22 protein-coding genes are annotated in these 23,956 nt (G+C 59.4%); 4 read left to right on the top strand and 18 right to left on the bottom strand.

Annotation, left to right across the window (positions count from 1 at the left end; translation table 11 throughout):
* Positions 1–437: 437 nt before the first annotated feature.
* On the top strand, positions 438–1,451 hold the full coding sequence (locus tag J9870_RS09225; RefSeq protein WP_210643617.1) for a hypothetical protein: 1,014 nt from the start codon (positions 438–440) through the stop codon (positions 1,449–1,451).
* Between the two features lie 1,133 nt (positions 1,452–2,584).
* Here J9870_RS09225 and J9870_RS09220 read toward each other — a convergent pair.
* From J9870_RS09220 to J9870_RS09135, 18 genes are all read right to left on the bottom strand, one after another.
* On the bottom strand, positions 2,585–2,887 hold the full coding sequence (locus J9870_RS09220) for a phosphopantetheine-binding protein (RefSeq protein ID WP_210643616.1): 303 nt from the start codon (positions 2,885–2,887) through the stop codon (positions 2,585–2,587).
* Positions 2,888–2,909: 22 nt separating this feature from the next.
* Entirely contained in the window at positions 2,910–4,007 is a 1,098-nt protein-coding gene (locus J9870_RS09215; RefSeq protein WP_210643615.1) for an IpaD/SipD/SspD family type III secretion system needle tip protein, read from the bottom strand.
* A 13-nt stretch (positions 4,008–4,020) separates the two neighbouring features.
* Positions 4,021–5,322 carry an IpaC/SipC family type III secretion system effector gene (locus J9870_RS29435; RefSeq protein ID WP_246883090.1) on the bottom strand — a complete coding sequence of 434 codons (1,302 nt, stop codon included), beginning with the start codon at positions 5,320–5,322 and terminating at the stop codon, positions 4,021–4,023.
* A 96-nt stretch (positions 5,323–5,418) separates the two neighbouring features.
* A complete protein-coding gene (gene sctE, locus J9870_RS09205) occupies positions 5,419–7,188 on the bottom strand; it encodes a type III secretion system translocon subunit SctE (protein ID WP_210643614.1) in 1,770 nt (589 codons plus the stop codon).
* A 2-nt stretch (positions 7,189–7,190) separates the two neighbouring features.
* A complete protein-coding gene (gene sicA / locus J9870_RS09200; protein ID WP_210643613.1) occupies positions 7,191–7,673 on the bottom strand; it encodes a type III secretion system translocator chaperone SicA in 483 nt (160 codons plus the stop codon).
* A 270-nt stretch (positions 7,674–7,943) separates the two neighbouring features.
* Positions 7,944–8,978 carry an EscU/YscU/HrcU family type III secretion system export apparatus switch protein gene (locus tag J9870_RS09195; protein WP_210643612.1) on the bottom strand — a complete coding sequence of 345 codons (1,035 nt, stop codon included), beginning with the start codon at positions 8,976–8,978 and terminating at the stop codon, positions 7,944–7,946.
* Entirely contained in the window at positions 8,953–9,759 is an 807-nt protein-coding gene (sctT, locus tag J9870_RS09190; RefSeq protein ID WP_210645169.1) for a type III secretion system export apparatus subunit SctT, read from the bottom strand. Before sctT ends, J9870_RS09195 begins: the two co-directional genes overlap by 26 nt.
* A gap of 4 nt (positions 9,760–9,763) precedes the next feature.
* Positions 9,764–10,018, bottom strand: coding sequence for an EscS/YscS/HrcS family type III secretion system export apparatus protein (locus J9870_RS09185; protein WP_210643611.1), 255 nt, complete (start codon positions 10,016–10,018; stop codon positions 9,764–9,766).
* Positions 10,019–10,028: 10 nt separating this feature from the next.
* On the bottom strand, positions 10,029–10,688 hold the full coding sequence (locus J9870_RS09180; protein WP_210643610.1) for an EscR/YscR/HrcR family type III secretion system export apparatus protein: 660 nt from the start codon (positions 10,686–10,688) through the stop codon (positions 10,029–10,031).
* Positions 10,681–11,604 carry a FliM/FliN family flagellar motor switch protein gene (locus J9870_RS09175; RefSeq protein WP_210643609.1) on the bottom strand — a complete coding sequence of 308 codons (924 nt, stop codon included), beginning with the start codon at positions 11,602–11,604 and terminating at the stop codon, positions 10,681–10,683. Before J9870_RS09175 ends, J9870_RS09180 begins: the two co-directional genes overlap by 8 nt.
* Positions 11,601–12,494 (bottom strand): type III secretion effector protein, encoded by an 894-nt coding sequence (locus J9870_RS09170; protein ID WP_210643608.1) that lies wholly within the window; start codon positions 12,492–12,494, stop codon positions 11,601–11,603. Before J9870_RS09170 ends, J9870_RS09175 begins: the two co-directional genes overlap by 4 nt.
* Positions 12,491–12,946 (bottom strand): type III secretion protein, encoded by a 456-nt coding sequence (locus tag J9870_RS09165; RefSeq protein WP_210643607.1) that lies wholly within the window; start codon positions 12,944–12,946, stop codon positions 12,491–12,493. The genes J9870_RS09170 and J9870_RS09165 overlap by 4 nt, the downstream gene beginning before the upstream one ends.
* Positions 12,930–14,216, bottom strand: coding sequence for a type III secretion system ATPase SctN (sctN, locus tag J9870_RS09160; protein ID WP_210643606.1), 1,287 nt, complete (start codon positions 14,214–14,216; stop codon positions 12,930–12,932). Before sctN ends, J9870_RS09165 begins: the two co-directional genes overlap by 17 nt.
* On the bottom strand, positions 14,213–14,620 hold the full coding sequence (locus J9870_RS09155; protein WP_210643605.1) for an Invasion protein B family: 408 nt from the start codon (positions 14,618–14,620) through the stop codon (positions 14,213–14,215). The genes sctN and J9870_RS09155 overlap by 4 nt, the downstream gene beginning before the upstream one ends.
* Before the next feature lie 13 nt (positions 14,621–14,633).
* Positions 14,634–16,685, bottom strand: coding sequence for an EscV/YscV/HrcV family type III secretion system export apparatus protein (locus J9870_RS09150; RefSeq protein ID WP_210643604.1), 2,052 nt, complete (start codon positions 16,683–16,685; stop codon positions 14,634–14,636).
* Between the two features lie 23 nt (positions 16,686–16,708).
* Entirely contained in the window at positions 16,709–17,815 is a 1,107-nt protein-coding gene (gene sctW / locus J9870_RS09145) for a type III secretion system gatekeeper subunit SctW (RefSeq protein WP_210643603.1), read from the bottom strand.
* Positions 17,812–19,467: a type III secretion system outer membrane ring subunit SctC gene (gene sctC, locus J9870_RS09140; RefSeq protein ID WP_210643602.1), complete on the bottom strand. Its 1,656-nt coding sequence runs from the start codon at positions 19,465–19,467 to the stop codon at positions 17,812–17,814. Before sctC ends, sctW begins: the two co-directional genes overlap by 4 nt.
* 4 nt (positions 19,468–19,471) lie before the next feature.
* Positions 19,472–20,203 carry a helix-turn-helix domain-containing protein gene (locus tag J9870_RS09135; RefSeq protein ID WP_210643601.1) on the bottom strand — a complete coding sequence of 244 codons (732 nt, stop codon included), beginning with the start codon at positions 20,201–20,203 and terminating at the stop codon, positions 19,472–19,474.
* A gap of 246 nt (positions 20,204–20,449) precedes the next feature.
* Between J9870_RS09135 and J9870_RS09130 the strand changes: the two genes are divergently transcribed.
* From J9870_RS09130 to J9870_RS09120, 3 genes are all read left to right on the top strand, one after another.
* On the top strand, positions 20,450–21,661 hold the full coding sequence (locus J9870_RS09130) for a CmpA/NrtA family ABC transporter substrate-binding protein (RefSeq protein ID WP_210643600.1): 1,212 nt from the start codon (positions 20,450–20,452) through the stop codon (positions 21,659–21,661).
* 14 nt (positions 21,662–21,675) lie between these two features.
* A complete protein-coding gene (locus J9870_RS09125; protein ID WP_025212689.1) occupies positions 21,676–22,251 on the top strand; it encodes an ANTAR domain-containing protein in 576 nt (191 codons plus the stop codon).
* A 489-nt stretch (positions 22,252–22,740) separates the two neighbouring features.
* Positions 22,741–23,952 (top strand): nitrate/nitrite transporter, encoded by a 1,212-nt coding sequence (locus tag J9870_RS09120; RefSeq protein WP_003199537.1) that lies wholly within the window; start codon positions 22,741–22,743, stop codon positions 23,950–23,952.
* The last annotated feature ends 4 nt before the right edge of the window (positions 23,953–23,956 follow it).

Below are 23,956 nucleotides of genomic sequence, written 5' to 3'. Positions count from 1 at the left end.
CGGTTGATCAGTTGCACTGTCCATACTCTGGGATTTCTCTATAGAAAGTTACTGAAGCGCGATTGAGCCTGTGGGGGGACAGGCTCGGGATGGCGGGCTGCGTGACTATAGGAAGTTGAATCAGAGCATGCCGTAAGGAAATTAACTTATACATTGACGAAAATACGACCCACAATGTAGGACAAATCCCACTGAGCGCTTTTTGAAAGAAACAGAAGACCCTAAAAAACAATATGCAGGAGTTCCAACCCACATAACAATTGCATCAAAGGAATTAGATCTTGCACGTAGCACAAAGAAGCTTGTCGACCGGCAACCTATACAACGAGAACATCAAAACCCAGAACAAATCCCCCAACACACTCAGGGAAAAACTTGAATCCACTTCAAACTCACCCCACACACTCCATCGAACCTTGGACAACCTAGGAATCGACATGAGCACTCAAGCCACAAACAAAACATACGAAAGAACGGTTTTCGCACACAAAGATCAAAACAACAATTACAAATTAGAAAGCGGCATTTATATATCCGACCCGAATACAGGAGATAAATATGGTGATTTTAAATTCTATCAAGGGCGCGGAGCAATAAAGTACCAACGATCAGACGTCGCCAAACTGGAGTTCGATAGAGCCAGCCTAAATACTCTGAAAGATACTTACCACAAAACCTCATCCCCTACGTCCTTCTTGAGCGGACTACTCGCACTCCATCCGGAAAAAGATCTTGATCAATACCAAAAAAACCCCAGCTTGTTTTCGTACCTCCCTCCGCTAAACCAACATTCAAATGCCTTCCTGATTTTCCCCAACCTCCCTTACATCGAAACTCCATCATTACTGGACACACCCACTACTATGAAGGATAGTCGGGAGGGCATTGCCATATGCGCCTACGCCGTCCACCCCAATCAAGACCTATCACTCATTCAACACATAGAAAATAAGAGCCAGCCAAATAACACAAACACTTCGTACTCGAACGACATTCGTACTGCAAACGAAATTGAGTCAGGCACAACGGTAAAATATCTGACAAGTATTCTCGACCTTGACGCAGGAGACATCCCTTTACTTGAGGGCTTACGCGAACACATGCTAGAACACCTTACTCAAGTGTACAACATCAATATAATCGAGGATAAAGTTCAACTATTTTTCCATTTTCCAGTAGCGGAGGTCACTGCAACTCTACACCTCCACGCACGCGTTAACAAAGCTGACCATCCGCTAAATGAAGCCAGATCATTCCCCTTATCTGAGGTCATCGAAACGCTAAAAAATGGAAGTTCAATAATTGATATGATTCTAACGAGAAACAACGGCATCTACTATACAGAAGCAGAAACGGGAGTATCACAGATACAAAACATCCCTAACAAGGGCATAGTGAAAAACCCTTTCATCTTAGATCTCTCTCAACCATTCGAAAAACATAACACCTGACAGCCCTCCACCCGCAAGAAAATCAAATGATTTATTGGCTTGTAACTATAACCATCTATAGTTACAAGCCCGTCCCAAACCAAGACTTACACCAGCTCTCCCTAAAGCTCCTAATCTAGTCTCGGGCAAACCACAACATCAACTTAGTCCAACGGTAAAAAACAACTTTGATAGTAGAGCTTTGCAAGTTACTAGCATTATCTGAACGCGTGCGCCTGATATTGTACCAATGCGACCAACATCAATGCGCCGAGTAAAGCATGGATGACAAACGCAACCCAACATACATTGGGCGTCACATTCTTGACAATGGAAGGTATATTGGAGCCCCGTATCGAATCAGGTTTGGGGGATACGACACCGAACGTGACTTATGTGTCGCAGGTTGATCAGTAGCGCATTCGCTATCCAGACTCAGCCCCATCCCATCTCCGACAGAAATAAGCACCACAAAACCACACACAACCCGGCCTAAGCCTAATAATTTATGCAGACAATTCGCTGTTTTCTGCCTACCGACCTCCTCAATGTCGAATGGAGAGTCACTCACGGCTGCCTGCCCTTTGAGCAAATCATTAATCATATCCAATGCCGCACCATGCCCGAGCAGATGTGCTACTTCTTGTGCAGGACCATTGAGAACTTGTCTAAGGCTCGATACGCTCTGTTTTCTTAAGGAGGACCAGCGACATAAAAGCCGCCCTCCTAACCCAAACAAACGCTTGCTCAACATTTTTGATCTTCGGGCGTTAGATCCTGGATCAGATCACACAATGCCTCGCCGAGTTCTTGTACGAGCGAGTCCCCCGGATAATAAAGAAGCGCCCTTGCCACGTCCGTCGTGATAGTGCCTACTCAGCTGTCACCGACTCTTCTTCGGAGCGTAGGGTTGAATCGATGTGCGAAATCTTAAGCGCTCCATCCATTATTCGATCGAATACTGAACAAGATACTGACCTGAAGTTATCAGCAGCGACCGCCAAAACGTCCACCATCGAGCTTGCATTGACAACATCTCACTGCTTGACTACACCTTAATTAATGTTGTCAACAACGCCGTAGGCGCAGACCTTTCAAGATCACTAATACCAACAGAGTCACCTGGCACATTCACGATCTTCATTGCAATTCCATTAGGTAAATCTTAGTCGTGGCTCGCCCTTATCTTCAATTACAGCTTGCATTCCCTCGCTACCTGCAATTGAATTAACAATATCGACCACAGTCCTCCATTCCGCCACCTGACTCGACGACAGTTCTATGTTAAAGGCCTCATCCATAATTACGATAACCTCTACTATATCCACAGAATCAGCATTCAAATCCTCCACCAACCGCGAGTGACTATTTATCTTGTATTGCATGACCGAAAAATAGCCAGACAGTAACTGTATGACCCTGGATTCAACGCAAATATTGACAACCGGCGCATTCATTTACAGGCCCTGCATTTAAATATTAGAAATTCAACATCGCCCTCAACATATCCGCAAACTGATTCAAATGCGCCGACAACGTCTTATTGAAATTGTCATGATACGAATTGGCATTCGAATACTTCTGAGTCAACGACTGCAGCATGTTTTTCAAGCGTTCCTCCTGAGCGTTGAAACCGGTTTGCCATTGGTTGTACTTGGCGGTATTCCAGGTCACCGTGCCGCTGGACGGCAGTTCTTTTTTCATTAACGTCAGCGGTCCGGTATCGATAACCACGCACCAGGTACCGTCACCATTTGGTTTGAGGCAACTGTCAGGCAGGCCCAGCGCTTGACGCCATTTGTCTGCTTCTTCCTCGCTGGCTCCACCTTCCCCCGGTTTTGGAAAAAGAATGGAATCCGGGTTCGGATGGCTGAAATCGTTGATCAATTGTGTCAACGCAGCGTGCAGTTCACCCGCTTTCAGCTTCACGTCTTTACCATCGTTCGCCCCATCGACCCACTTACTCATCATTGCAGTGATTCGGGCGTTGAAGGCGGCGAAGAAGTTCGTATAGGCCGAGATGATGTGTTCGTAGCCGGCGAGGTAGCCGTTCTTGATCAGGTCGATCAGTTCAAGGAGTTTTTCGAAGAAGTCATTCGATGAATTTATCGATGCATCCAAAGCCTCTGCGATATCGAGAGGCTTGTGCTCTTGCAGATGTCGTTCGAGGGTGCAGATGATTTGGTTGTGTTCGTCATCGACCTGCTGGAGCTGGCTTTCGTCCAACAGCCCGGTCTTCAAGCTGTGGGCCATCACGGCGCAGCACTGGCGCAGTTGCATGGCCAACATTTGTGCGCGGTCACGCTTGCCGTGGATCTGTTCGACAACCTCCGCGATGAACTGCTGCGCTGTCGCCTCGGCGGCCATGCCCTCCTTCTGCTCGGCGGTGATTGCCGGGCACTTGAGCATATTGCCGAGGCTGCGATTCATTGCGTTCATCGACCTGTCCAGCAGATGCGTCAGGGAGCTGACCGTTTGTTCCTCAACGGGTACCTCGGGAGGCGGCGCTGTATCAGTGATGGCCTCCACGTTCGGCGGCAACACAATGGGCGAACGAGCAAATTGGGTGATTTCCATGAGTCTCTTCTCCTCAAGCCGTCAGGGCGCGAATGACATCGCTGCGCGATTGAAAAAGTTGCATCACCATGTCCATCAGTTTTTGCAAGAACGCCGCATCGGCCGCGTCTTTCTGGCTGACTTCGTCGCTCAGGCTCTTCTGGCTGTTCTGCGCACTTTGCAGCAGCACTTCCTTTTCCCGCGCGGCGTGCTCGGCCAGGCGCACGATGCTCGCCACCACCTGACTCAAGCTCATCGACATGGCGCTGAGCGCGCGACTGATTTCCAGCTTCCTTTCGATGCCCTTGCTGCCCATCTGGCTCAGCCAGTCGGAGGTCTCGCTGACCTTTTGCGCGTTGAGGATTTGCTTGTCGAACCAGGCTTGATCCTGGGCTGACAGGGACGATGCCTTGGGTTTGAAATCGACCAGTGTCGGACGGCCAAACTCGTCGAAGGTCCTGACCTTAGAGGTGACGTCCGAATTCCAGTCGGTGCGGTCGCGCTCAAGCTTGAGGTCGCGCTCGATGTTCCTGGCGTTCAGGGCGTTGGGCTTGTGCAGGTTCAATCTGTTCTGGGGGTCTGTCTCACTCAGCCACTTGGCGTTACGACCGACCTCCTGCGCCTTGAGAATTTCCTTGTCGAACCAGGCCAGATCCTCGGGCGGCCGAGGTGAACCGCTGAGTTTGAAATCGACCGTCGTCGGGCGACCGAAGTCATCCACGGTCTTGATCTTGTAGGTGGTCTGCGGATTCCACTCGTTGCGACTGCGCTCAAGCTTGAGGTCGCGTTCGATATTGCGAGCGTCCATGGCGTTACGCTTGTGCAGGTTGATGTCCGCGTGCTTCAACTTCTGGCCCTGAAAGGTCTTGAGCAGGGCGAATCCGGAAACTGCTCCAGACACGATTGCCCCGGCGATGGCGCTGTACATCGCTGCCTTGCCGGACTCGACAATTGCCGCGCCCTGAGCCTCGGCCGCATCGGAGGCCATGACGCTGAAATGCCCGCGCAGTTGCGCGTTGGCCACTCGAGCGATGTTCAGCGCAATGATCGCCGCCACCAGTACGTTGGCGTGTTTTTCCCAGGCGCCGGGGTCGAATATCAGATCGTTGCGTACTTCATCGCTGAGCATCATCGTGGCTGAAAGGAAGTCCTGCCAGTCCGATTCGGTGGGTTGGTAGGCGTTGATCTCACTCTCGAGCTCCGCAGCTGAGGGCGCTGGGAAGCCGTCGTTCTGGAGCACTTGCCTGGTGATGCGATTGTCGGAAATCCGAGAGCCCACAAGTGGCTTGGCTTTGAGATCCTTTGAAAACTGCTCTTGAGCGACTAACTCGCTCAACCCTGCGTCGTTAGTCAAATCGTGGTCAATGGCAACGGGGGCGATTCTGATTGGAGCGTGAATAGCATTCATCGTAGATACCTGTTCTCAGTGATTTCAAACATGCCGAACCATTTGCAGGCTGACGGAATGGCTGCGTTGCATGTCGGCAAACAACTGCTCGATCTGGCGGGTTCGTTCATGCATGGCTTGGCCGTAGTTCTCGACCACCTGGGTCAGGTACTTGCTGATTTCCTCGCTGATCGCCATGCGCACCCGCACGCTAGCCAGGAGCACGGCAGCCTGGGCGGTATGCCGGCCGCTTTCGATTTGCAGCACGCCCTGCGCCGCCACGTTGCCGAACTCGGTGACAGCCTGGGCGATCTCCAGGTTGGCGGCATAACGGGCCAGTGACACCGCATCGGCGCCGTTGGTGATGAACCCGCGCAACTGCGTGAGTATCTGGGTCAGCGAGTTGCCCACCGACGTTGCCATCTGCTTCATGGCTTGCATCGCGGCAGGCGCGGCCTGGGCGGCCATCGAGGCCAGTTTCGAAGCGAGGCTGCTGATCATCGGCCCGATCACCTGCACCCCGACCACGGCCACCAGCGCGATGGCGGCCAGCGTCGCAACGACGCCCTGGATCATGCCGGCGATCTGCCCGATTTCCTTGGCCTTGTCTTCATCAACACCCAGGTCGATCAGTATCTGGGTGTAGAGCTCGGTGAACCGCTTGATGGCTTCCTGCATGACGACGGTCAGCGGCTTCATGGCCTCGGCCATGAACGACTTGCCGGTTTTTTCCTCCACCACCACATCGGCAATCATGATCCCCATGCCAACCACCCCTACCACGATCAGCGGCAGGTTGGCGGTCAGGACCCCGGCAACGATGACTGCAACGGACAATATCGCGCCGACGATCTTGCCGATGCAGCCCATGGTTTTCTGCAAAGCCTCGGCCTTGCGGACTTCCTCCAGGTATTTATCCGACTCCCGCTTCATGTGTTCCTGAAGCTTGACCTGCAACGCCTGGAACAGCTCCTGGCTGAGTTCCTCCTTGTTCTGCGCCGCCTCGCCGAGCAATTCGATGATCCTCAAGCGATTGAGCAATGCCAGTGCACTGCTGCTGAGGGCTTTTTCGTCGGTTTCCTTGCGGGCCGGGCCGCTGTCGCCGGACACCACCACTTTCGCGACCACCCCGCTCAGGGCTTTGGCAAAGGCATTGGCGATCTCGATCAACTTCAAGTGAGCGTCGGTCGCCCCATTGAAGGCTTGGGTATGGCTCGCCAGTTCGCCTTTGAGCTGGTCGCGACGGGCCAGCTCCTGGGCGTATTCCGGCGATTCAGGATCCAACTGCGCCAGGCGCGCTTCGCTTTCTTCCAGCAGGCCCTGGACCTGCTGGACGCGTTCACGCAGCTGTTCGAGGTGTTCCTGACTGCTGCCGACCTGGCCCTCGGCAGCCTCCAAGGCCTGGACGGCGGCGGTATATTCAGAAGAGAGGTTGGCATAGCCCTGCTGCTTGGCGCCGGCCATGCTTTGCAGCATCGCCAGGCGGTTTTTCAGTTTCTTGACGTCGACCTCACCGATCAGTTCACAGATCATCGCCATCAATAACGTGAACATATCGCCGTCGGTTTCCTGTTTGTTGCCATCGACGCGTGGCGCTGGCGCATGCAGCACGGGCCGGCCGGTAGCGGCGGCGGACGGGCCATTCTGACCTTCGTATTTCACCGACATCAGGTCCGCCAGGGCTTGCTTGCCGGCCTCTTGAAAATCGGCGGTCCTGGCAGCCTTGCTGGCCGCCGCACCGTATTTTTCAAAGGCCTCGCTGCGACTCATTACCCCCTGGAATGCGGGGCTTGGGGTGTTTCTGATTTCACTCATGTTCAATCCTCCGAACATTGCTGTTCCATGTGGGCCAAGGTGTCGAGATACACCTTGGCCTGCTCGCGCAGATCGTCTTGCGTGGCTTGCTCAAGCACGTATTCGAAACACAACCGGGCCTTGCCGATCTTGCCCAGGGCCAGATGGCACTGGCCGGTGTAAAACATCGGTCGGTAGTCGTTCTTGCCTTGGGCAAAAGCGATGGCATACAGGTCGATGGCCTTCTGGTGGTTTTGCTTGAGCTGGTGCACCGCAGCCAGCCCCATCCAGTAATGGCTGTTGTAGAAGTCGTAGATGCACAGGAAGTGAAAGAACTTCTCGGCATCGTCCAGCCGCCCTTGTTCGTAGAACTGGAAAGCGAAGGCATAGAGACTGTCCATGTGCTCGTCACTGATGCCTTGCACATCTTTCAACGCCGCACCGCCGAGCATCGCGTCGACGACGTCCTGGGCCACCTGCTCGTCTTGTTTGTTGTCGCGACTCATCAGCCACACTCCTGAAAAAACGCCAGCGTCGCTGACCGATGCCATTGAGCCAAAACGTCGGAGGGCACGCTGCCAAATTGCGCTCATGCTGTTGTTGAAACGCGCAAGAACCTCCTGCCTGGCGAGAATGCTTTTGTGGCGAGGGGGTTTCTGTGGGAGCAAGGCTTGCCCGCGATGAGGACCGCGCGGTCTCAGGGGAAACGAGGCGCCTGCATCGCGGGCAAGCCTTGCTCCCACAGCCCCTCCTTGCCACCAGGGTTGGGCTGGACCTCAAGCCTGTTCAACCTGCTCCAGCCAGATCAGCAACCGCAGCACTTGCTCGACTTCCTGCACCTGGAGGAAGCTGTAGCGCTGGTGGGTCTTGAAGATGCGTCGGGCCAGTGCGACGTCGTTGATCACCGGCACCCCGACCTCTTTGGCATACGCCCGCACGGCCAGGGCACGCTGGTTGGTTTCCATCAGGGAGATAAACGGCAGCAGCGTGATTTCCGGGCGGAAGTACACGCCGATGGCAATGTGAGTGGGGTTGGCGATGATCATGCGTGAGCTGCGCACATCGGATTTGACCTGCTCCGACAACAGCTCCATATGCAGGTCACGGCGGCGGCCCTTGATCTGCGGGTTGCCGTCCTGCTCCTTGTGTTCGCGCTTGACCGAGTCCTTGTCCATCATCTGGTCTTTCATGAACAACCAGTATTCGCTGAGGGCATCGAGCACGACGATCAGCAGGACGCACGCCAGGAATGCCAGCACCAGCACCAGCAACAGATGCCCCCAGATCGCGAACAAGTCCGGCGCCTGGACGAACAGTTGGGCAAACAGCAATTGCCGCTGGGTGACCCAGACGAGCCACAGCGCCATGGCAAAACTGCCCAGGTACAACAACGCCTTGAACGTGTCCTTGACGGTGCGCAGGCTGAACAATTTCTTGAAACCATTGATCGGGTTCAACGCGCCAAGATTCAGCTTCAGCGCTTCGCTGGCCAGGGCAAAACCGCTTTGCAGCAGGGCCGGCAAGGCACTGGTCAGCACGCACACCAACAACAACGGCAGCAACGCCTTGAGGCCGACCTGCACCAGCATCGCCGAATACGCTTGCAGGTCCGTGTCAAAATCGCTGGCGATGATGCGCCGGTAGACCTCCATGATCTCGCCCAGCGAGCTGTTGAAGACCATGTACGCGATGCCGCACAAGGTCAGGCAGGTGATCACCAGGTCCTTGGCCTTGAACGTCTGGCCTTTGCGGGCCGCATCCCTGAGGCGCTTGGCGGTAGGTTTTTCAGTCTTCGAGGCGCTGGACGACATGCCCGCCCTCCCCGCCGTCACCCAGATAATCCGCCAGCGCCTCGGACCTCATGCCCATGCGCAGGACTTCATCCGGCAGATGCACGCCGAAATACAACATCAACACCACCAGCGCCACCAGGCTCTTGACCGTCAGCGACACCGAGAAGGCGTTCATCTGCGGCGCATACCGCGAGAGCAAACCGAGCAACGCTTCGCTGACCAGCAAGGTGGCGACCACCGGCGCGCTGATCACCAGGGTCTTGCCCACCAGCCCGTCGAGCACACCATGCAGGGCCGACAGATGCAGCTCGCAGCCTTGGGCCGGCGCGCAGATGCGATAACTGTGACCGACGGTTTCGAGCATCAACAACATGCCGCCACCTTCGAGATAAACCGCCGCCGCAAACAGCTGGAGGAAATTCGCCAACTCCGACGTATCGACACCGTTGGCCGGATCCACCGTGCTGCTGAGCATGGCCCCGCGCTGGTTGTCGATCAGGTTGCCCATCGCGTGCAGCACCCAGAACGGCCAGCACAACAGCAACCCCAACAGCACGCCGATACCCGCCTCACGCAACACCAGGCCAAGAAAGGCAACGCTGTCGAGGGCCGGCGCGGGCACGCCGACATAGCGCCAGAACCCCAGCGCGACCAACACAATCACCGCTTGGCGCGCCACGCCTGTCAGCACACCGCTGTTGAGAAACGGCAACATGAAGAAAATCGGCGCCAGACGCGCCACGCCCAATACCGCCGCCGCAAACCAGGCGTACAGCTCGAAGAACAACGTCACCGACATCGGGCTAACCCAACGCCAGGCGAATGACTTCACGACTGAAATCCAGCAGGGTTTCGCCGTACCAGCCCGAGAGCAGAAACAGACACGCGGCGACCGCCAGCAGCTTGAAACCGAACGGCAGCGTCTGTTCCTGTAACTGGGTCACGGTCTGGATCAACCCGACCACCAGGCCGACCACCGTGGCAACGATGATCGGCCAGGCCACCATCAGCAGAATCAGGTACAGGGTCTTGTTACCGGCATAGACCAGCTCGTTCATGGACGTGGGCCTATGCCAGCAGGGTCAGGTATTGCTTGACCAGCCCGGTCGACAGCAGCGCCCAGCCGTCGAGGGCGACAAACAGCACCAGTTTGATCGGCACGGAAATGATCACCGGGCTCATCATCATCATGCCCAGCGCCAGCAGGATGCTGGAGATCACCAGGTCGACGATCACGAAGGGCAGATACAGGTAGAAACCGATCTTGAAGGCGCTCTTGATTTCGCTCAGGGCATAGGCCGGCAGCAGCGAAAACAACGACGGCGCCAGTTCTTCATCGGCGAGCCAGTCGGCGTCGGTTTCATCCTGGACCACCTGGGCCCGTTCAAAAAAAAGCGCCAGTTCCGGGTCGGTGTACTTGCGCAGATAGTCCTTGTAGCTGCCCAGGCCGTTCTCGGCGAAATTCACCACCGACTCGATATCGGTGAAGGCCACCGCCTCGGTCTTGTAGTAGTCATGGCCCTGCTTCATGACCGGCGTCATGACGAAAATCGCCAGCATCAGCGCAATCGCATTGAGCGCCATGTTCGACGGCACTTGTTGCAGGCCCAAGGCGTTGCGCACGATGACGAAGACGATGGAGAACTTGAGGTAGCAGGTGCCCGCCGCCGCCAGGAACGGCAACAGCGAAGCGAATGCCAGCAGCGCGATCAGCGAGACGTCATTCATCGCCGTCGTTCCGATAGACCTTGAGCAATTCAACACCCAACTGGCCGTCCAACTGCACCAACTCTCCCTGGGCAATCGGCTTGCCGTTGGCACGCACCTCGATGTGTCGCACCGCGTCGTCGGCCAACGGGATCAATTGCCCCGCGATGACTTGCGACAGCGTCGCCAGGTCGGTTTCATGGGTCGCGAGCAGGAACTCCAGGTGCACCGGCAGCGTACCCAGGTCGATATCCACGTCGGGCTCAGGCGTGTTCTCCAGATTGGCGTCGGCCACGGTCGGTTGCATGTGTAAACCCTCTTCGGTAAAGGTGAAAACGCCCAGACAGCGGTCCGCCAAAAAGCAGCGTTGAGTCCGCTGGGTGATACGCAAGACATCGCCTTCACTCAGGCGTATCCGACTGGCAAGACTCAGGTGACTGACGCCGAGCACCAGCGCCAGGCGCAAGGGCAAATCGTTCAACCATGAGCCGGGTTCCAACGGACCTCGCATAGCGGTGCGGGACGGCAATTGGGTCAACCACACGCGCCCCCGAGGGGCGTCGAGCCATGGCAAGTCATGCGTCGGCAATCGATCCTGGGCCACGCATTCGATGTCCGTCAGCGTGCGGTAATGCAATTCGTCCACCTCCAGTAGCAGGGGCCGCGACACCGTCCGAAACAACTCGACGATGCTCGGTAACGGGCACTCGAGCACCAGCAACGATTGCAAGGTCGGGAGCGTGTGATGCAACCAGTCGCGGGCCAGGATCAGCCCCTGCCAATGCGTGCCGTCACCTTCTGCGCAAAAGCCCAGGTAGCCGGGGCGCACCGGCACCTTGGCCGAACCCGCGTCCCGACCGGCGCGCCGCCAGCGTTGAATCGCCTGTGCGTGGGCATGGGCGACAGAATCGATCCGACGGAGCCGCAATGCGCTCACGCTTCAAACCCGGACTGTTCGTCCTGATCTTCATCCGGCTGCTGCTGTGAACCCTGGCGCTGCTGCTCGCCACCGCTGTCAGCCAGCCGCCAGGCAGGTTCCCGGGCCAGTTCGAAAGGCGCCTTGAGTTGCTCGAACACCAGGGCATTGCTGGGGCTGAGCGTCAGTTGCCGAGTGGGTTCCTCGGGCAGCCGACTGATCGTCACTTGCCCGCTGGCCGCCCCTCTGTTGAAAGGCACTTGCAGCAAGCCCCGGTCGGCACCCGACAAGGGCTCGACCATGACCTCGGGCGTTGGCGGCGCTGCCGATGTTGCCGCTGGCAGGATCGATGCAGGGGCAACCGAAGGAGCATGGCGCGTGCCGTAAAAGCTCTGCGGCGCTTGGGGTAACGGCTCATCTAAGCGCGGCATCGAGCGCGTATCGGGAGCGGTGAAAGGCTCGAGCGTCATCGGCTCGATCGACGCTGGGGATGTCGGCGCCGCCAGGTGATCGCGGGCGGAAGCAACAGGCTCCAGGCGTTGGGGCAATGCGTGTTGTATCGCTTTGTTGAACAGCTGATCGGCGTGTGGAAAAGGCATCGCGTTGCGGGCTGTCGGTGGTGCTCTATCAGGTTCCAGGTCCGTCGTTGTCGGGACAATCGATCGTGCTTCATCGTGATCGACCTCCACCGCCGCCTGGGCCATGTTCATCGAATGCCCCGTCACTGCCCGAGCGATTTCCATCGTCGGTTGTCGCTGCCGAATCAGCGCAACCACAAGATCCAGCACACCTTGCGGCAGCTCATCCTCTTGCACCGGGACGAGTGGGTCTTGCAGCTCATCGATTGGGCCTTCATCGACGGGGTCCAGGGTTTGCACCGGTCGAGCAGGCACCACAGATATTTCTTTCATCGCCGAACCCCGATCATCTCTTCCAGTTCTCGTTCTTCCCGGCGCACCGCTTCAAGCCGCTGCGCACGCAACAGTTGCTGGACCGAGCGCACGTACTTGTCGTGCTTGCGTTGGAGCAAGCGCAGGTGTTCATGCTGCGCCTGCAACTGCTGCTCGACCTGCCGGCATTGCTGCTCCACGCGGTCGCGCTCGACACGCAGCAGATCGATCCGCCGCCGGATCACCGCCTGGGTGCGCAACAGCGCCAACAGTTGCCCGTGCTCCAGCACACAGTCATTGGCCCGATGACTGGCCAACAGGCGTTGCAGCGCAGCCTCCTGTTCCTCGAAGCCACCGCGCTCGGCAAGCAGCGGCTGCAACTGGCGCTGGACCCGCAGCACGGCCTGTTCGCCGCGTTGCCGGCGGAACTGACTGAAAGCCAACAGGCGTCGCTGGTCAGGCAATGATTTCATGCAGACTCCGCAAGGTTTCGTCCGGCGCGCAACACTCGCCTGTCGGCTGGCGCAACCACTGGCTCAGGGCTTCGCGACGCTGCATGGCATGGTCATTGGCCGCGTCCGCGCCCGGGCTGTACTCGCCCATGTCGAGAAAGACCTGCAGTTGCTCAAGACGCGCCAGGGTTTCCCGGGTCGACGCCGCCAGTTGCTGGACCTGCGGCGTAGTGACTTGCGTCGCCACCCGGCTGACGCTGCGCAATACATCGATGGCCGGATAGTGCCCCTTGGCCGCCAGGGCCCGGCTGAGGTAGACGTGGCCGTCGAGAATCGAGCGGATCTCCTCGGCAATCGGGTCCGGTTCATCGTCACTTTCCAACAGCACCGTGTACCAGGCGGTGATGCTGCCGCTCGCCGTCACGCCAGGCCGTTCCAGCAAGCGCGGCAAGGCATCGAACACCGAAGCCGGATAGCCGCGCCGCGCCGGCGCTTCACCAGCCGCCAAGGCCAGGTCGCGGCGGGCGCGGGCGTAGCGGGTCAACGAGTCCAGCAGCAACACCACGCGCTTTCCCTGGTCGCGAAAGTATTCGGCGATGGCCGTGGCTTGCAGCGCCGAGTTGCAGCGGTCCACCGAGGAAAAATCCGAAGTGGCGTACACCACCACGCACCGGGCGCACTTGGGCGACTGGCGCAAATGCTCGATGAACTCGGTCACTTCACGGCCGCGTTCGCCAATCAGGCCGATCACGAACACATCCGCATCCGAGTGTTCGATCAGCATATTGATCAAGGTGGTTTTACCGGAGCCGGCGGCGGCAAAAATGCCGATGCGCTGGCCGACACCGCAGGTCAGCAAGCCGTCGATCACGCGAATACCGGTGCTCAAGGGTTCCGCCACCGGGCGCCGTTGCTGGTACGTCGGCGGGTCGGCATCCACCGGGCGGTTCTGTTGCGCCACCGCCGTCGACGGTGCCAGGCGCTCGACGATCATGCCCTGGGGATCCACCACGCTGCCGAGCAAGGCATCACTGCAAGTCAGCTGCAGGATCGCGCCCGTGGGCACGATCATCGATTCCCGGGACAAACCTTTGGCATCGCCCAGCAAACTGAGAAAAACCACGCCGGGTTTGAAGCCGATGACCTGCGCCCGCGCAGTGACCTCGGGCAAGCGCCAATGCCGGCGCACTTCACAGACTTCGCCGACCACCACCTCGCCCAGCGCCGCTTCGATCAAGGGCCCGTTCAAACGCAACGGGTGGGCGGCCTGCCTTTCCAGCCGCAGATTCATCGACGCAGGATTTCCAACAATGCTTCGACGGCCTGTACAAAGGAGTCCAACGCCTGCGCCAAATGTTCGGCATCACTCAATGCCAGGGCATTGGCCATCAAACGCAACTCCAATCGCCCCTCGACTTCGCACAGGTGCAATTGCCCGGTGCGGGAAAAAGCGTTGCCTTCAAGCAGAAACTGCATCAGGTCGAAGGCGCAATAATTGAATGTCTGCGGGGTCGCTTCGGCAACCACCGCCCAGATCCATACATCGCCTTCAACGACCGCCACGTTGACATCAGGCAGATTCCTCATCCGCATTTCTATCGTGCCGTGGCCGTCGAAGTGAGCTATCTGGCTGTCCGCGCAGCCACTATGACGTAGCGCTTGACGCAGTAGGCCGGCGATATCCATCGGTACCATTTACAGGGTTTCCTCACAGGGTTTTGATGACATTGACCGAGACGGTCTCGGAGATTTCGCCGAACGACATCACGTCCAGCTCCCGGAAGCGTCCCTCGATCAGTTTCTTGATGTAGCGCCGCACATCCACCGAACACAGCAGCACCATGTCCTTGTGGGCGATGTGCACGCTGTCCAGGCCGACGCTGAGGCGGTCCATCAGCTCTTCGGACTCGGCCGGTTCCAGGTTGAGGAAACTGCCGCCCGAGGTTTGCCGGATGCCTCGGCGCACCACGTCTTCGAACTCCGCCGACAGCAACAGCACCCGCAGGTCGTTGCCCTGGGCAAACTTGTTGCTGATGTAGCGGGCCATCGCGCCGCGTACGTGTTCGACCAGCGCCAGCACATCCTTTTCCCGGGAGGCCCAATGGGCGAGGGATTCGAGGATGAGTTTCATGTTGCGCACGGAAATGCGCTCGCCAATCAGGCGTTGCAGCACTTCGGCGATCTTCTGCACCGTGACGTGGCGATAGACTTCCTTGAGCAGGTCGGGGTAGCGCGCTTCCATTTCGTCGAGCAACTGCTTGGTTTCCTGCACGCCGAAAAACTCCTGGATGTTGCGCGCCAGCAGCGTGACCAGGCAGCGATAACATTCCTCATCCGCCGGTCTCAGGTGATAGCCCAACTGCTGCACCCGTTCACGGTCAGCCGCAGTGACCCAGACACCGCCCAAGCGATTGCTGTCGTTGCCGCGCACCAGGGCAAAACCCAAGGGCTCCAGTTCCGGGGAATAGTCCAGCAGGCGCCAGTGCTCGAAATGAATATCGAACTGCTCGGCGCGCACCTCATTGATCAGCACCGCCACTTGATGGGCCGGCAGTGCCTCGCTGGCCCGTAGCTGCGGTTCGGGAATGCGCAGTCCGTAATCGACGAAGAACTGGCTGCGAAAGCGCGCGGCCCAACGGTCCTTCTCCAACGCTTGCAGGCGCGCGGTGGGCACCAGCAACATCAGGGCGACGGTTTCGGTGGCAATGTTGTCGATATCCTCCAGCAACCCGGAATCGCTCGGCAACGCGTCCTGCTCGGCGGGTGCGGCACGGCTTTCCCCCGAGCCGGCCGGACGCGAGGATCGGCGATGGCGCACAAACACCACCAGCCCCAGCACACTGGCGATCGACAAAAAGGTCAGCAGCGGAAAACCCGGCAACAGGCCCACGCCCACCGCCAGCAACGCGGTGACGCCGAGGACGAACGGGTTACCCAGCATCTGGGCGAGCATGTTGCGCCCCAGGTTGCTGTCATCGCCATTGACGCGAGTGACGATGAAGCCGGCGCCGATGGCGATCAGCAGCGCGGGGATCTGCGCAACCAGACCATCGCCGATGGTCAACAGGGTGTAGGTCGACAGGGCCGTGGACATGTCCATGCCCAGTTGCCCGACACCGATGGCCATGCCGCCGATGAAGTTGACGAAGATAATGATGATGCCGGCGATGGCATCGCCCTTGATGAATTTCATCGCCCCGTCGAAAGAGCCGTACAACTGGCTTTCACGCTCCAGCACGCTGCGCTTTTCCCGGGCCTGGGCCGCGTCGATGGCGCCGGCCTTGAGGTCACCGTCGATGCTCATCTGCTTGCCGGGCATGCCGTCCAGGGAGAAACGCGCCGCCACTTCAGCGACCCGCTCCGAGCCTTTGGTGATGACGATGAACTGGACAATGGTAACGATGGAAAAAATCACGAAGCCCACCACCAGGCTTTCGCCGATGACGAAGTCACCGAACGACGCAATGATCTCACCGGCATCGGCCTGACTGAGAATCAAGCGGCTGGTGCTGATCGACAGCGCCAGGCGAAACAGCGTCGTCAACAGCAGCAACGCCGGGAACGTCGAATAGCTGAGGATGCGCTCGATGTAGAACGAGCCCATGAACACCAACAGCGAGATGACGATGTTCAGGCCGATGAGAAAATCCACCAGCACCGTCGGCAGCGGGATGATCAGCATGGCAATGATCATCACCATCAATGTCAGGATCAGCAGCTCCGGGCGAGCACCGACGTTGCGCAGAAATACATTGAGCATTCAGGCCTGGCTCCGGGACAACATCATGGATGGCCGCCGGCGCGGCGCTGGTCGATGCATTCGTGGGCATAGGCAACGTCTGCCAGGCGGGTGAACTGTGCGGCCAGGCGCAACGGCGCGTCTTCGTCGGCAAACAGGGGCGATGGCAATTGCAGGCTGAGCCGGCGCACGGTCTGGAGCAGCATCGAACGCTCACGGTGGGCACTGAGCAGCACACCCTCCCCCAACACCCCGAGTAACAGCTGGTCGAGTTCATCGGGGTAGGTCAACACGCCGAACAGGAACACCAGCCAGTCGGACTCATCGGGGTTGTGCCGGCAGATGAGCGCATCGCCGAGCAGTGCGCCTATAAACAACTCATCGGCTGAGCGCAGGCGTTTGAGGTCGATCACCCGGGCCAGCAGTTGGCCGAACTCGGCGCGCGAGCAACTGGGGTCCTGGGCGCTGATATCGGTCAGTAGCGCGGCTTCGATGAAGGCCAACACCCCCTTGCGTTGTGCCGGGCCGTACAGGGCAATCCAGTCCTGGTAACAACTGAGCGGACCGTCGTCGGACTCGAGGAAATCCCGGTAAGTCTCGCGCAACAGCCCGGCACGCACCGCCATGGCCGCACCGAACAGCCTGGCCTTGAGCGCGGCGTTGATCCCGGCGTTCATACGCTTGGGAGAGCCTTGGGCAATCACCGTCTGCAAGAGCGTTTCGAGTCGCTGCCGTGTGCGCGCTTCCAATGTCCTTCGGCGCAACAACGCCCGCAGCACCAGCGCCAGGTCGCTGTCATCGGGGAACAGTTGTCGCGCCATTTGCAGCAACCAGGTGACGGGTTTATCCGCCAGCCGCGCCAGGCTCAGTACCTGCCGCGCCTTGGGCACGGTATCGTCCTCCAGCACGCGCTCGAAGGTATCGGTCAGCCCCTCGGACTTTTGCTCGAACAAGCGCCGGCCACGAAATTGCGTCAGCGCCGCTGACAACTCATCGCTGATCTGCACGAGGCGCTGCGCCACCGCCGCCGTCGCGCCGTCATCCAGCCCTGTCTCGGCCTCTATCGGCGGCTGCGGATGTTCGGCGGCCTTCTCGGTATTCAGCCGGGCCTGGGCCGCTCGGCCACCCAGGGAGATCGGCGGCAGGATCATGGTTCTGACAGTCGAAAATAGGAGCGGCGCAGACGCTCATACTGCTCCGGGCTCAGCAACTGCGCGCCGTGTTCGACGGTGGCGGGTTCAAAACCGTCGCGAATCTCTTTGGGCTGGATCAGGAACACCCGCACGGTGTTGGCCGAGCGGCTCTGGCGATAGCTGAACAAGCGTCCGATCCACGGAATCGACCCCAACACCGGTACGCGCCCGATTTGCTCGCCGTGGTCATCGCGGGTGAAGCCGCCCACCAGCAGACTCTTGCCCTGGGGCACCCGCGCCACCGTACTGATGCGGGTACGGCCGACCGTCGGCAACGCGCCCTGGTGCTCCCCCTGGCCGGGATTCTCGACTTCGTTGCCGTCCTCGATATTGAGCGACATTTCGATCTCGTCCGCCTGGGCGAACCGGGGCAGTACGCTCACCAGCGTGCCGTAGGTCACATGCTGCAAGTCGACGCTGCGCTCCCCGACCAGCGGGGCATAAAACGTGCGGTTGTTGTCGAAAATCGCCGGCACGTTCTCCTGCGTCAGGATGACCGGGCGCGAGACCACGTTCGCTCGCTGGGTCCGCTCCATCGCCATGACCTGGGTCACGAACGACGCGCCATCGAGGGTGGTCGCCGAGCCAGCGTTGAGGGATGCGCTGAAGGTGCCCCCGGATTTCACGGCGCCTTGCCAGTTGATGCCCAACTGATTGAGTTCATCCTTGTGCAGATCGATGATCCACAACGACAACTCGACGTGGCGTTTCGGCGTGTCCAGGGCATCGACCAGGTTTTCGATAAAACGCACCTGCTCCGGCAGCCCCTTGACCAACAGGCTGTTGGTGTCCGGGTAGGCCACCACCCGGATATTGCCGGCGGCCACCTCTCGGGCAATGACGCGCGGCGCCATTGGATCTTGCTCCGAGGCTGTGTTCGCCAGGCCCTCCAGGGGAAACACCGGCATCGACCCGGGCGGTCGCTGACCAGGAGCTTGCGCCACCGCCGGCTCGACCTCGTGCTTTTCGCCGCGCAACAGTTGCTCGATCACGGTCGCCAGTCCGGGGATGATCACTTTGTCATCGCGCAGCTCATATTTGCGGTCACTGACGAAGGTATTGCGCACATGGATCACGCCAATCTGCTGCTTGCCGAGCAACAGTTCGGAGCGCTGGTTGTCCATCAACCCGGCCGCTTGCAGCACCAGATCAACGTAGATGGGCGGCCCGGAGACGTGAAACGTGCGCAATCCATCATTGCGTAGTGGATAGCGGGCATCATGCAGCCCGGACTGTTTGAGAAACCCCAGCAGCTTGGCCACGGTCAAGGTCTGCAAGGACGCCATGGAGCTTTTGATTTCCGAGGCGTCATACAGATAAATCGCCTGGCCATCGCTGTACCAGATCAGCCCCATCTGCGCGCTGACTCGTTCAAAAGTCCGTTGTGGCGTGCGCAGATCGAACGTACCGCCAATCCGCTTGGTCGCGGCGACCTTGCTGACAACGACCGGCTTGCCCAACGACCCGGACAGTTCACTGAAGAAGGTCCGCGCGCTCTGTTCACGGGCTTCGAAGGTATAGACATCGGCTCGCACGACAATGGGTGCGAGCGGCAACACCGTGCTCAAGCAGACGGACAACAGGGGCAGGGATACCCATCGGCGGCTCATCGGATCAATGACCGGAAAGGTAGGTGATGTCGGCGAGATTGCTCGGCGCGAAGCCCACCAATTCGCGGACTTCCTTGGAGAAATGCGAAGAAGAGGCAAAGCCGAACTCCAGTGCCACATCGGTCAGCGAGCCGTCCTGAAGGCTCATGTTCAACAACGCCTGGGCGGTGCGCCAGCCACGCAGGGCTGGCTTGGCCGCACTGCCCAGGGCCTGTCGGCAAAGCCTTCGAAAATGCGAAACCGATACGCCGTAGCGCTGCGCCAGGGTGTTGAGTTTTTCGCTGCGAGTGCCTTGTTCCAACAAAAACCGCACGAGCCCGTAGCTCTCGTGATGACGCAACAGGTTGGCGACCGCGTGATAATCCGAGGTACCGCCCATCGCTTGCTCGATGTACCAGCGCTCGAGCCGTTCCCCGGATCGGACGATCTCATCCGCCACCGGCAACACCGCCCACGGCGCAACCTCAGCCCTTTGTTCGGCGAAGGCATCGCTCATGTCGAAAAAAGCCTGCAGCTTCACCAGCGACGCGGCGCACACAGGCAATACATGCAGCTCGCCGCCCGTGAACGCCAGCGAATCGCGCAGCACCACCAGCCCTTGCCAACCGACCGGCAGGCAGCGATCGAGCCCAAGTCCCGCGGCGCTCAGTTGAACCGGGCTTTGGGCGACACGCAGGTGCAGCACGCGTTCGCGCAGATCAGGCCATGCCGTGGCGCGAAATGATTTGTTTTGCACAGCCGTCTCCTTTGTTACGTGGCGGTTCAAGGAGCGACAGGATGAAAGACACGGCGCCTTGAATCCTGATGGAAAGGTGATGAGGCGTCGGGCTGGCATATGCCTTGCACCATTAGAGTTCATCGGCGCCCATACCAACGGCGGAATGCGTGCCACACTAGTTTTTAGGGACAACGGCGTCGTCATCCGGCCCTGCTCTGGCAGCCGTCCGGGTACGGCGCTTTTTTATGTAGAAGGTGATGCGCGATGAATGAAGTTCCAGCCAACCCCCTGGCCTGGGTCAACGGCAGCGATGCCCCGGAAAAGAGCGCGGTCAACCTTGGTTTCATGGCCTTGAGTGATTGCGCGCCGGTGGTGGTGGCCGCCACCCAGGGTTTCGCCCAACCCTACGGCCTGACCCTGAACCTCAAGCGCCAGACGTCCTGGGCCAACCTGCGGGACAAGCTGGTCAGCGGTGAAATCGACGCCGCCCACAGCCTGTACGGCCTGATCTATGCGGTGCACCTGGGCATCGGCGGCGTGGCACCGACCGACATGGCTGTACTGATGGGCCTGAACCAGAACGGCCAGAGCATCAACCTGTCCCATGGCCTCCAGGCCCAGGGCGTGACCAGTCCTGAGGCACTGGAGCACCACGTGCACCAAACTCGCCCGAAACTGACCTTCGCCCAGACTTTCCCCACCGGCACCCACGCCATGTGGCTCTATTACTGGCTCGCCGCCCAGGGCATCCACCCCCTGACGGATGTCGACAGCGTGGTGGTGCCGCCGCCGCAAATGATCGCCCACCTGCAAGCCGGGCGTATCGACGGGTTCTGCGTCGGCGAACCCTGGTGCGCCAGCGCGGTGAAACAGAACCTGGGCTTCACCCTGGCGACCACCCAGACCATCTGGCCCGATCACCCGGAAAAAGTCCTCGGCTGCACCCGCGCGTTCGTCGAGCAGTACCCCAATACCGCCCGGGCACTGGTGATGGCGATCCTCGAAGCCAGCCGCTTCATCGAACAAAGCCCCGAGAACCGTCGCAGCACCGCGCAACTGTTGAGTGCGCCCGAATACCTCGACGCGCCACTGGATTGCATCGAACCCCGGCTGCTGGGGATCTACGCCGATGGCCTGGGCAACAGCTGGCAGGACCCTCACGCGATGCGCTTTCATGGCAACGGCGAGGTGAACCTGCCGTATCTGTCCGATGGCATGTGGTTCATGACGCAGTTCCGTCGTTGGGGCCTGCTGCGCGAAGACCCGGACTACCTGGCCGTGGCGCAGCAGGTCCAGCAACTCAAGCTGTACCGTGAAGCCTGCGCGGCGCTGGACATCGCGGCTCCACACCTGAACATGCGCAGCAGCCAACTGATCGACGGCATCACCTGGGACGGCTCGGATCCGGCCGGGTACGCCCGCAGCTTCAAACTGCACGCCTTGAGCGATGCGGCTCCCCTTCTCGCCAGCCGCTGACAGGAGCCTCGACCATGCTGCGTATCCTGCTGATCAACGACACGGCGAAAAAAGTCGGCCGCCTCAAGGCCGCCCTGATTGAGGCCGGATTCGAAGTCATCGACGAATCCGGCTTGACCATTGACCTGCCGGCACGCGTCGAAACGGTGCGTCCGGACGTAATTCTGATCGATACCGAGTCACCCGGGCGCGATGTGATGGAACAAGTGGTGCTGGTCAGCCGCGACCAACCACGACCGATCGTCATGTTTACCGACGAGCACGACCCGGATGTGATGCGCCAGGCAATCAAGTCGGGCGTGAGCGCCTACATCGTCGAAGGCATCCACGCCGCGCGCCTGCAACCGATCCTCGATGTGGCCATGGCCCGCTTCGAAAGCGACCAGGCCCTGCGCGCCCAGCTCCTGGCCCGGGACCAGCAACTGGCCGAACGCAAGCGCATCGAACTGGCCAAGGGCATGCTGATGAAAATGAAGGAATGCAACGAGGAGCAGGCCTACACCTTGATGCGCCGCCAGGCCATGAGCCGCCAGCAGAAGCTGATCCAGGTGGCGGAACAGATCATTGCCATGAATGAGTTGCTGGGCTGAAGGCCTTGTAGCACCTGGCCTGGTCCCTTCGCGAGCAGGCTCGCTCCCACAGGTCCAGGGGTGAACACAGCATTCGCGAACACCCCAAATCCACTGTGGGAGCGAGCTTGCTCGCGATAGCGGTTGTGCATCCAACATCAATATCGACTGACCCGCCGCCATCGCGAGCAAGCTCGCTCCCACAAGGTTTGCGGGGGTGAACACGATATTTGCGAACACCTCCGATCAACTGTGGGAGCGAGCCTGCTCGCGATAAGGCTCCCCCCAATCTCTCGGGTTGGCACAGATCTCGCTTAAGCAAACCCACAGGTAACCAACGGCGGTTGCCCCACCTACGACAAAGACGTCGCACACCCTCCTTGCCTCTCTGGCGATCCGGGTTGCGGCGTTTTTTTGTTTTGGCCCCTCGGGGCCGGTGGTGCGACCACAGACGGCGCACTGCTCAAAGCACTGACTCATTTCTCGAGACTTTTACAGCTGAGGTGCGCGATGAATTCAAGCTTCTGGAAATCCGGCCATACCCCGACACTGTTCGCGGCCTTCCTCTATTTCGACCTGAGTTTCATGGTCTGGTACCTGCTCGGCCCACTGGCGGTGCAGATCTCCGCCGACCTGCACCTGACCACCCAACAACGCGGCCTGATGGTGGCAACGCCGATCCTGGCTGGCGCCGTATTGCGCTTGTTCATGGGCCTGCTGGCCGATCGGATTTCACCAAAGACCGCCGGCATGGTGGGCCAGGTGATTGTGATCAGCGCGCTGTTCTGCGCCTGGAAACTGGGCATCCACAGCTATGAACAAGCCCTGCTGCTGGGCCTGTTCCTGGGCGTGGCCGGTGCTTCGTTCGCCGTGGCCCTGCCGCTGGCGTCCCAGTGGTATCCGCCACAGCATCAGGGCAAGGCCATGGGCATTGCCGGTGCTGGTAACTCGGGCACCGTGCTCGCCGCGTTGATCGCCCCGGTCATGGCGGTGGCCTTCGGCTGGACCAACGTGTTCGGCTTCGCGCTGATCCCGCTGGTGCTGACCCTGGTGCTCTTCGCCTGGCTGGCCAAGAATGCCCCCGAGCGGCCGAAAGCCAAATCCATGGCCGACTACCTCAAGGCCCTGGGCGACCGTGACAGCTGGTGGTTCATGTTCTTCTACAGCGTGACCTTTGGCGGTTTCATCGGCCTGGCCAGTGCCCTGCCCGGCTACTTCAACGACCAATATGGCCTGAGCCCGGTAACCGCCGGCTACTACACCGCCGCCTGCGTCTTCGGTGGCAGCCTGATGCGGCCACTAGGCGGCGCCCTGGCCGATCGTTTCGGCGGCATCCGCACCTTGCTCGGCATGTACACCGTAGCGGCAGTCTGCATCGCGGCGGTGGGTTTCAACCTGCCAAGTTCCTATGCGGCCCTGGCCCTGTTCGTCTGCACCATGCTCGGTCTCGGTGCAGGCAACGGCGCGGTGTTCCAACTGGTGCCACAACGCTTCCGCCGCGAAATCGGCGTGATGACCGGGCTGATCGGCATGGCCGGCGGCATCGGTGGCTTCGCCCTCGCGGCGGGCATGGGCGCGATCAAGCAGAGCACCGGCAGCTATCAACTGGCGCTGTGGTTGTTCGCCAGCCTCGGTGTCCTGGCCTGGTTCGGCCTGCACGGTGTAAAACGTCGCTGGAGGACCACTTGGGGTTCGGCCGCTGTCACCGCTGCTCGGGTATAACCTG

Source organism: Pseudomonas sp. Tri1 (assembly GCF_017968885.1).
Taxonomy (GTDB): Bacteria; Pseudomonadota; Gammaproteobacteria; order Pseudomonadales; family Pseudomonadaceae; genus Aquipseudomonas.
The sequence above is the reverse complement of the archived record's forward strand: the minus strand, read 5'-3'. Positions and strand labels throughout refer to the sequence as shown.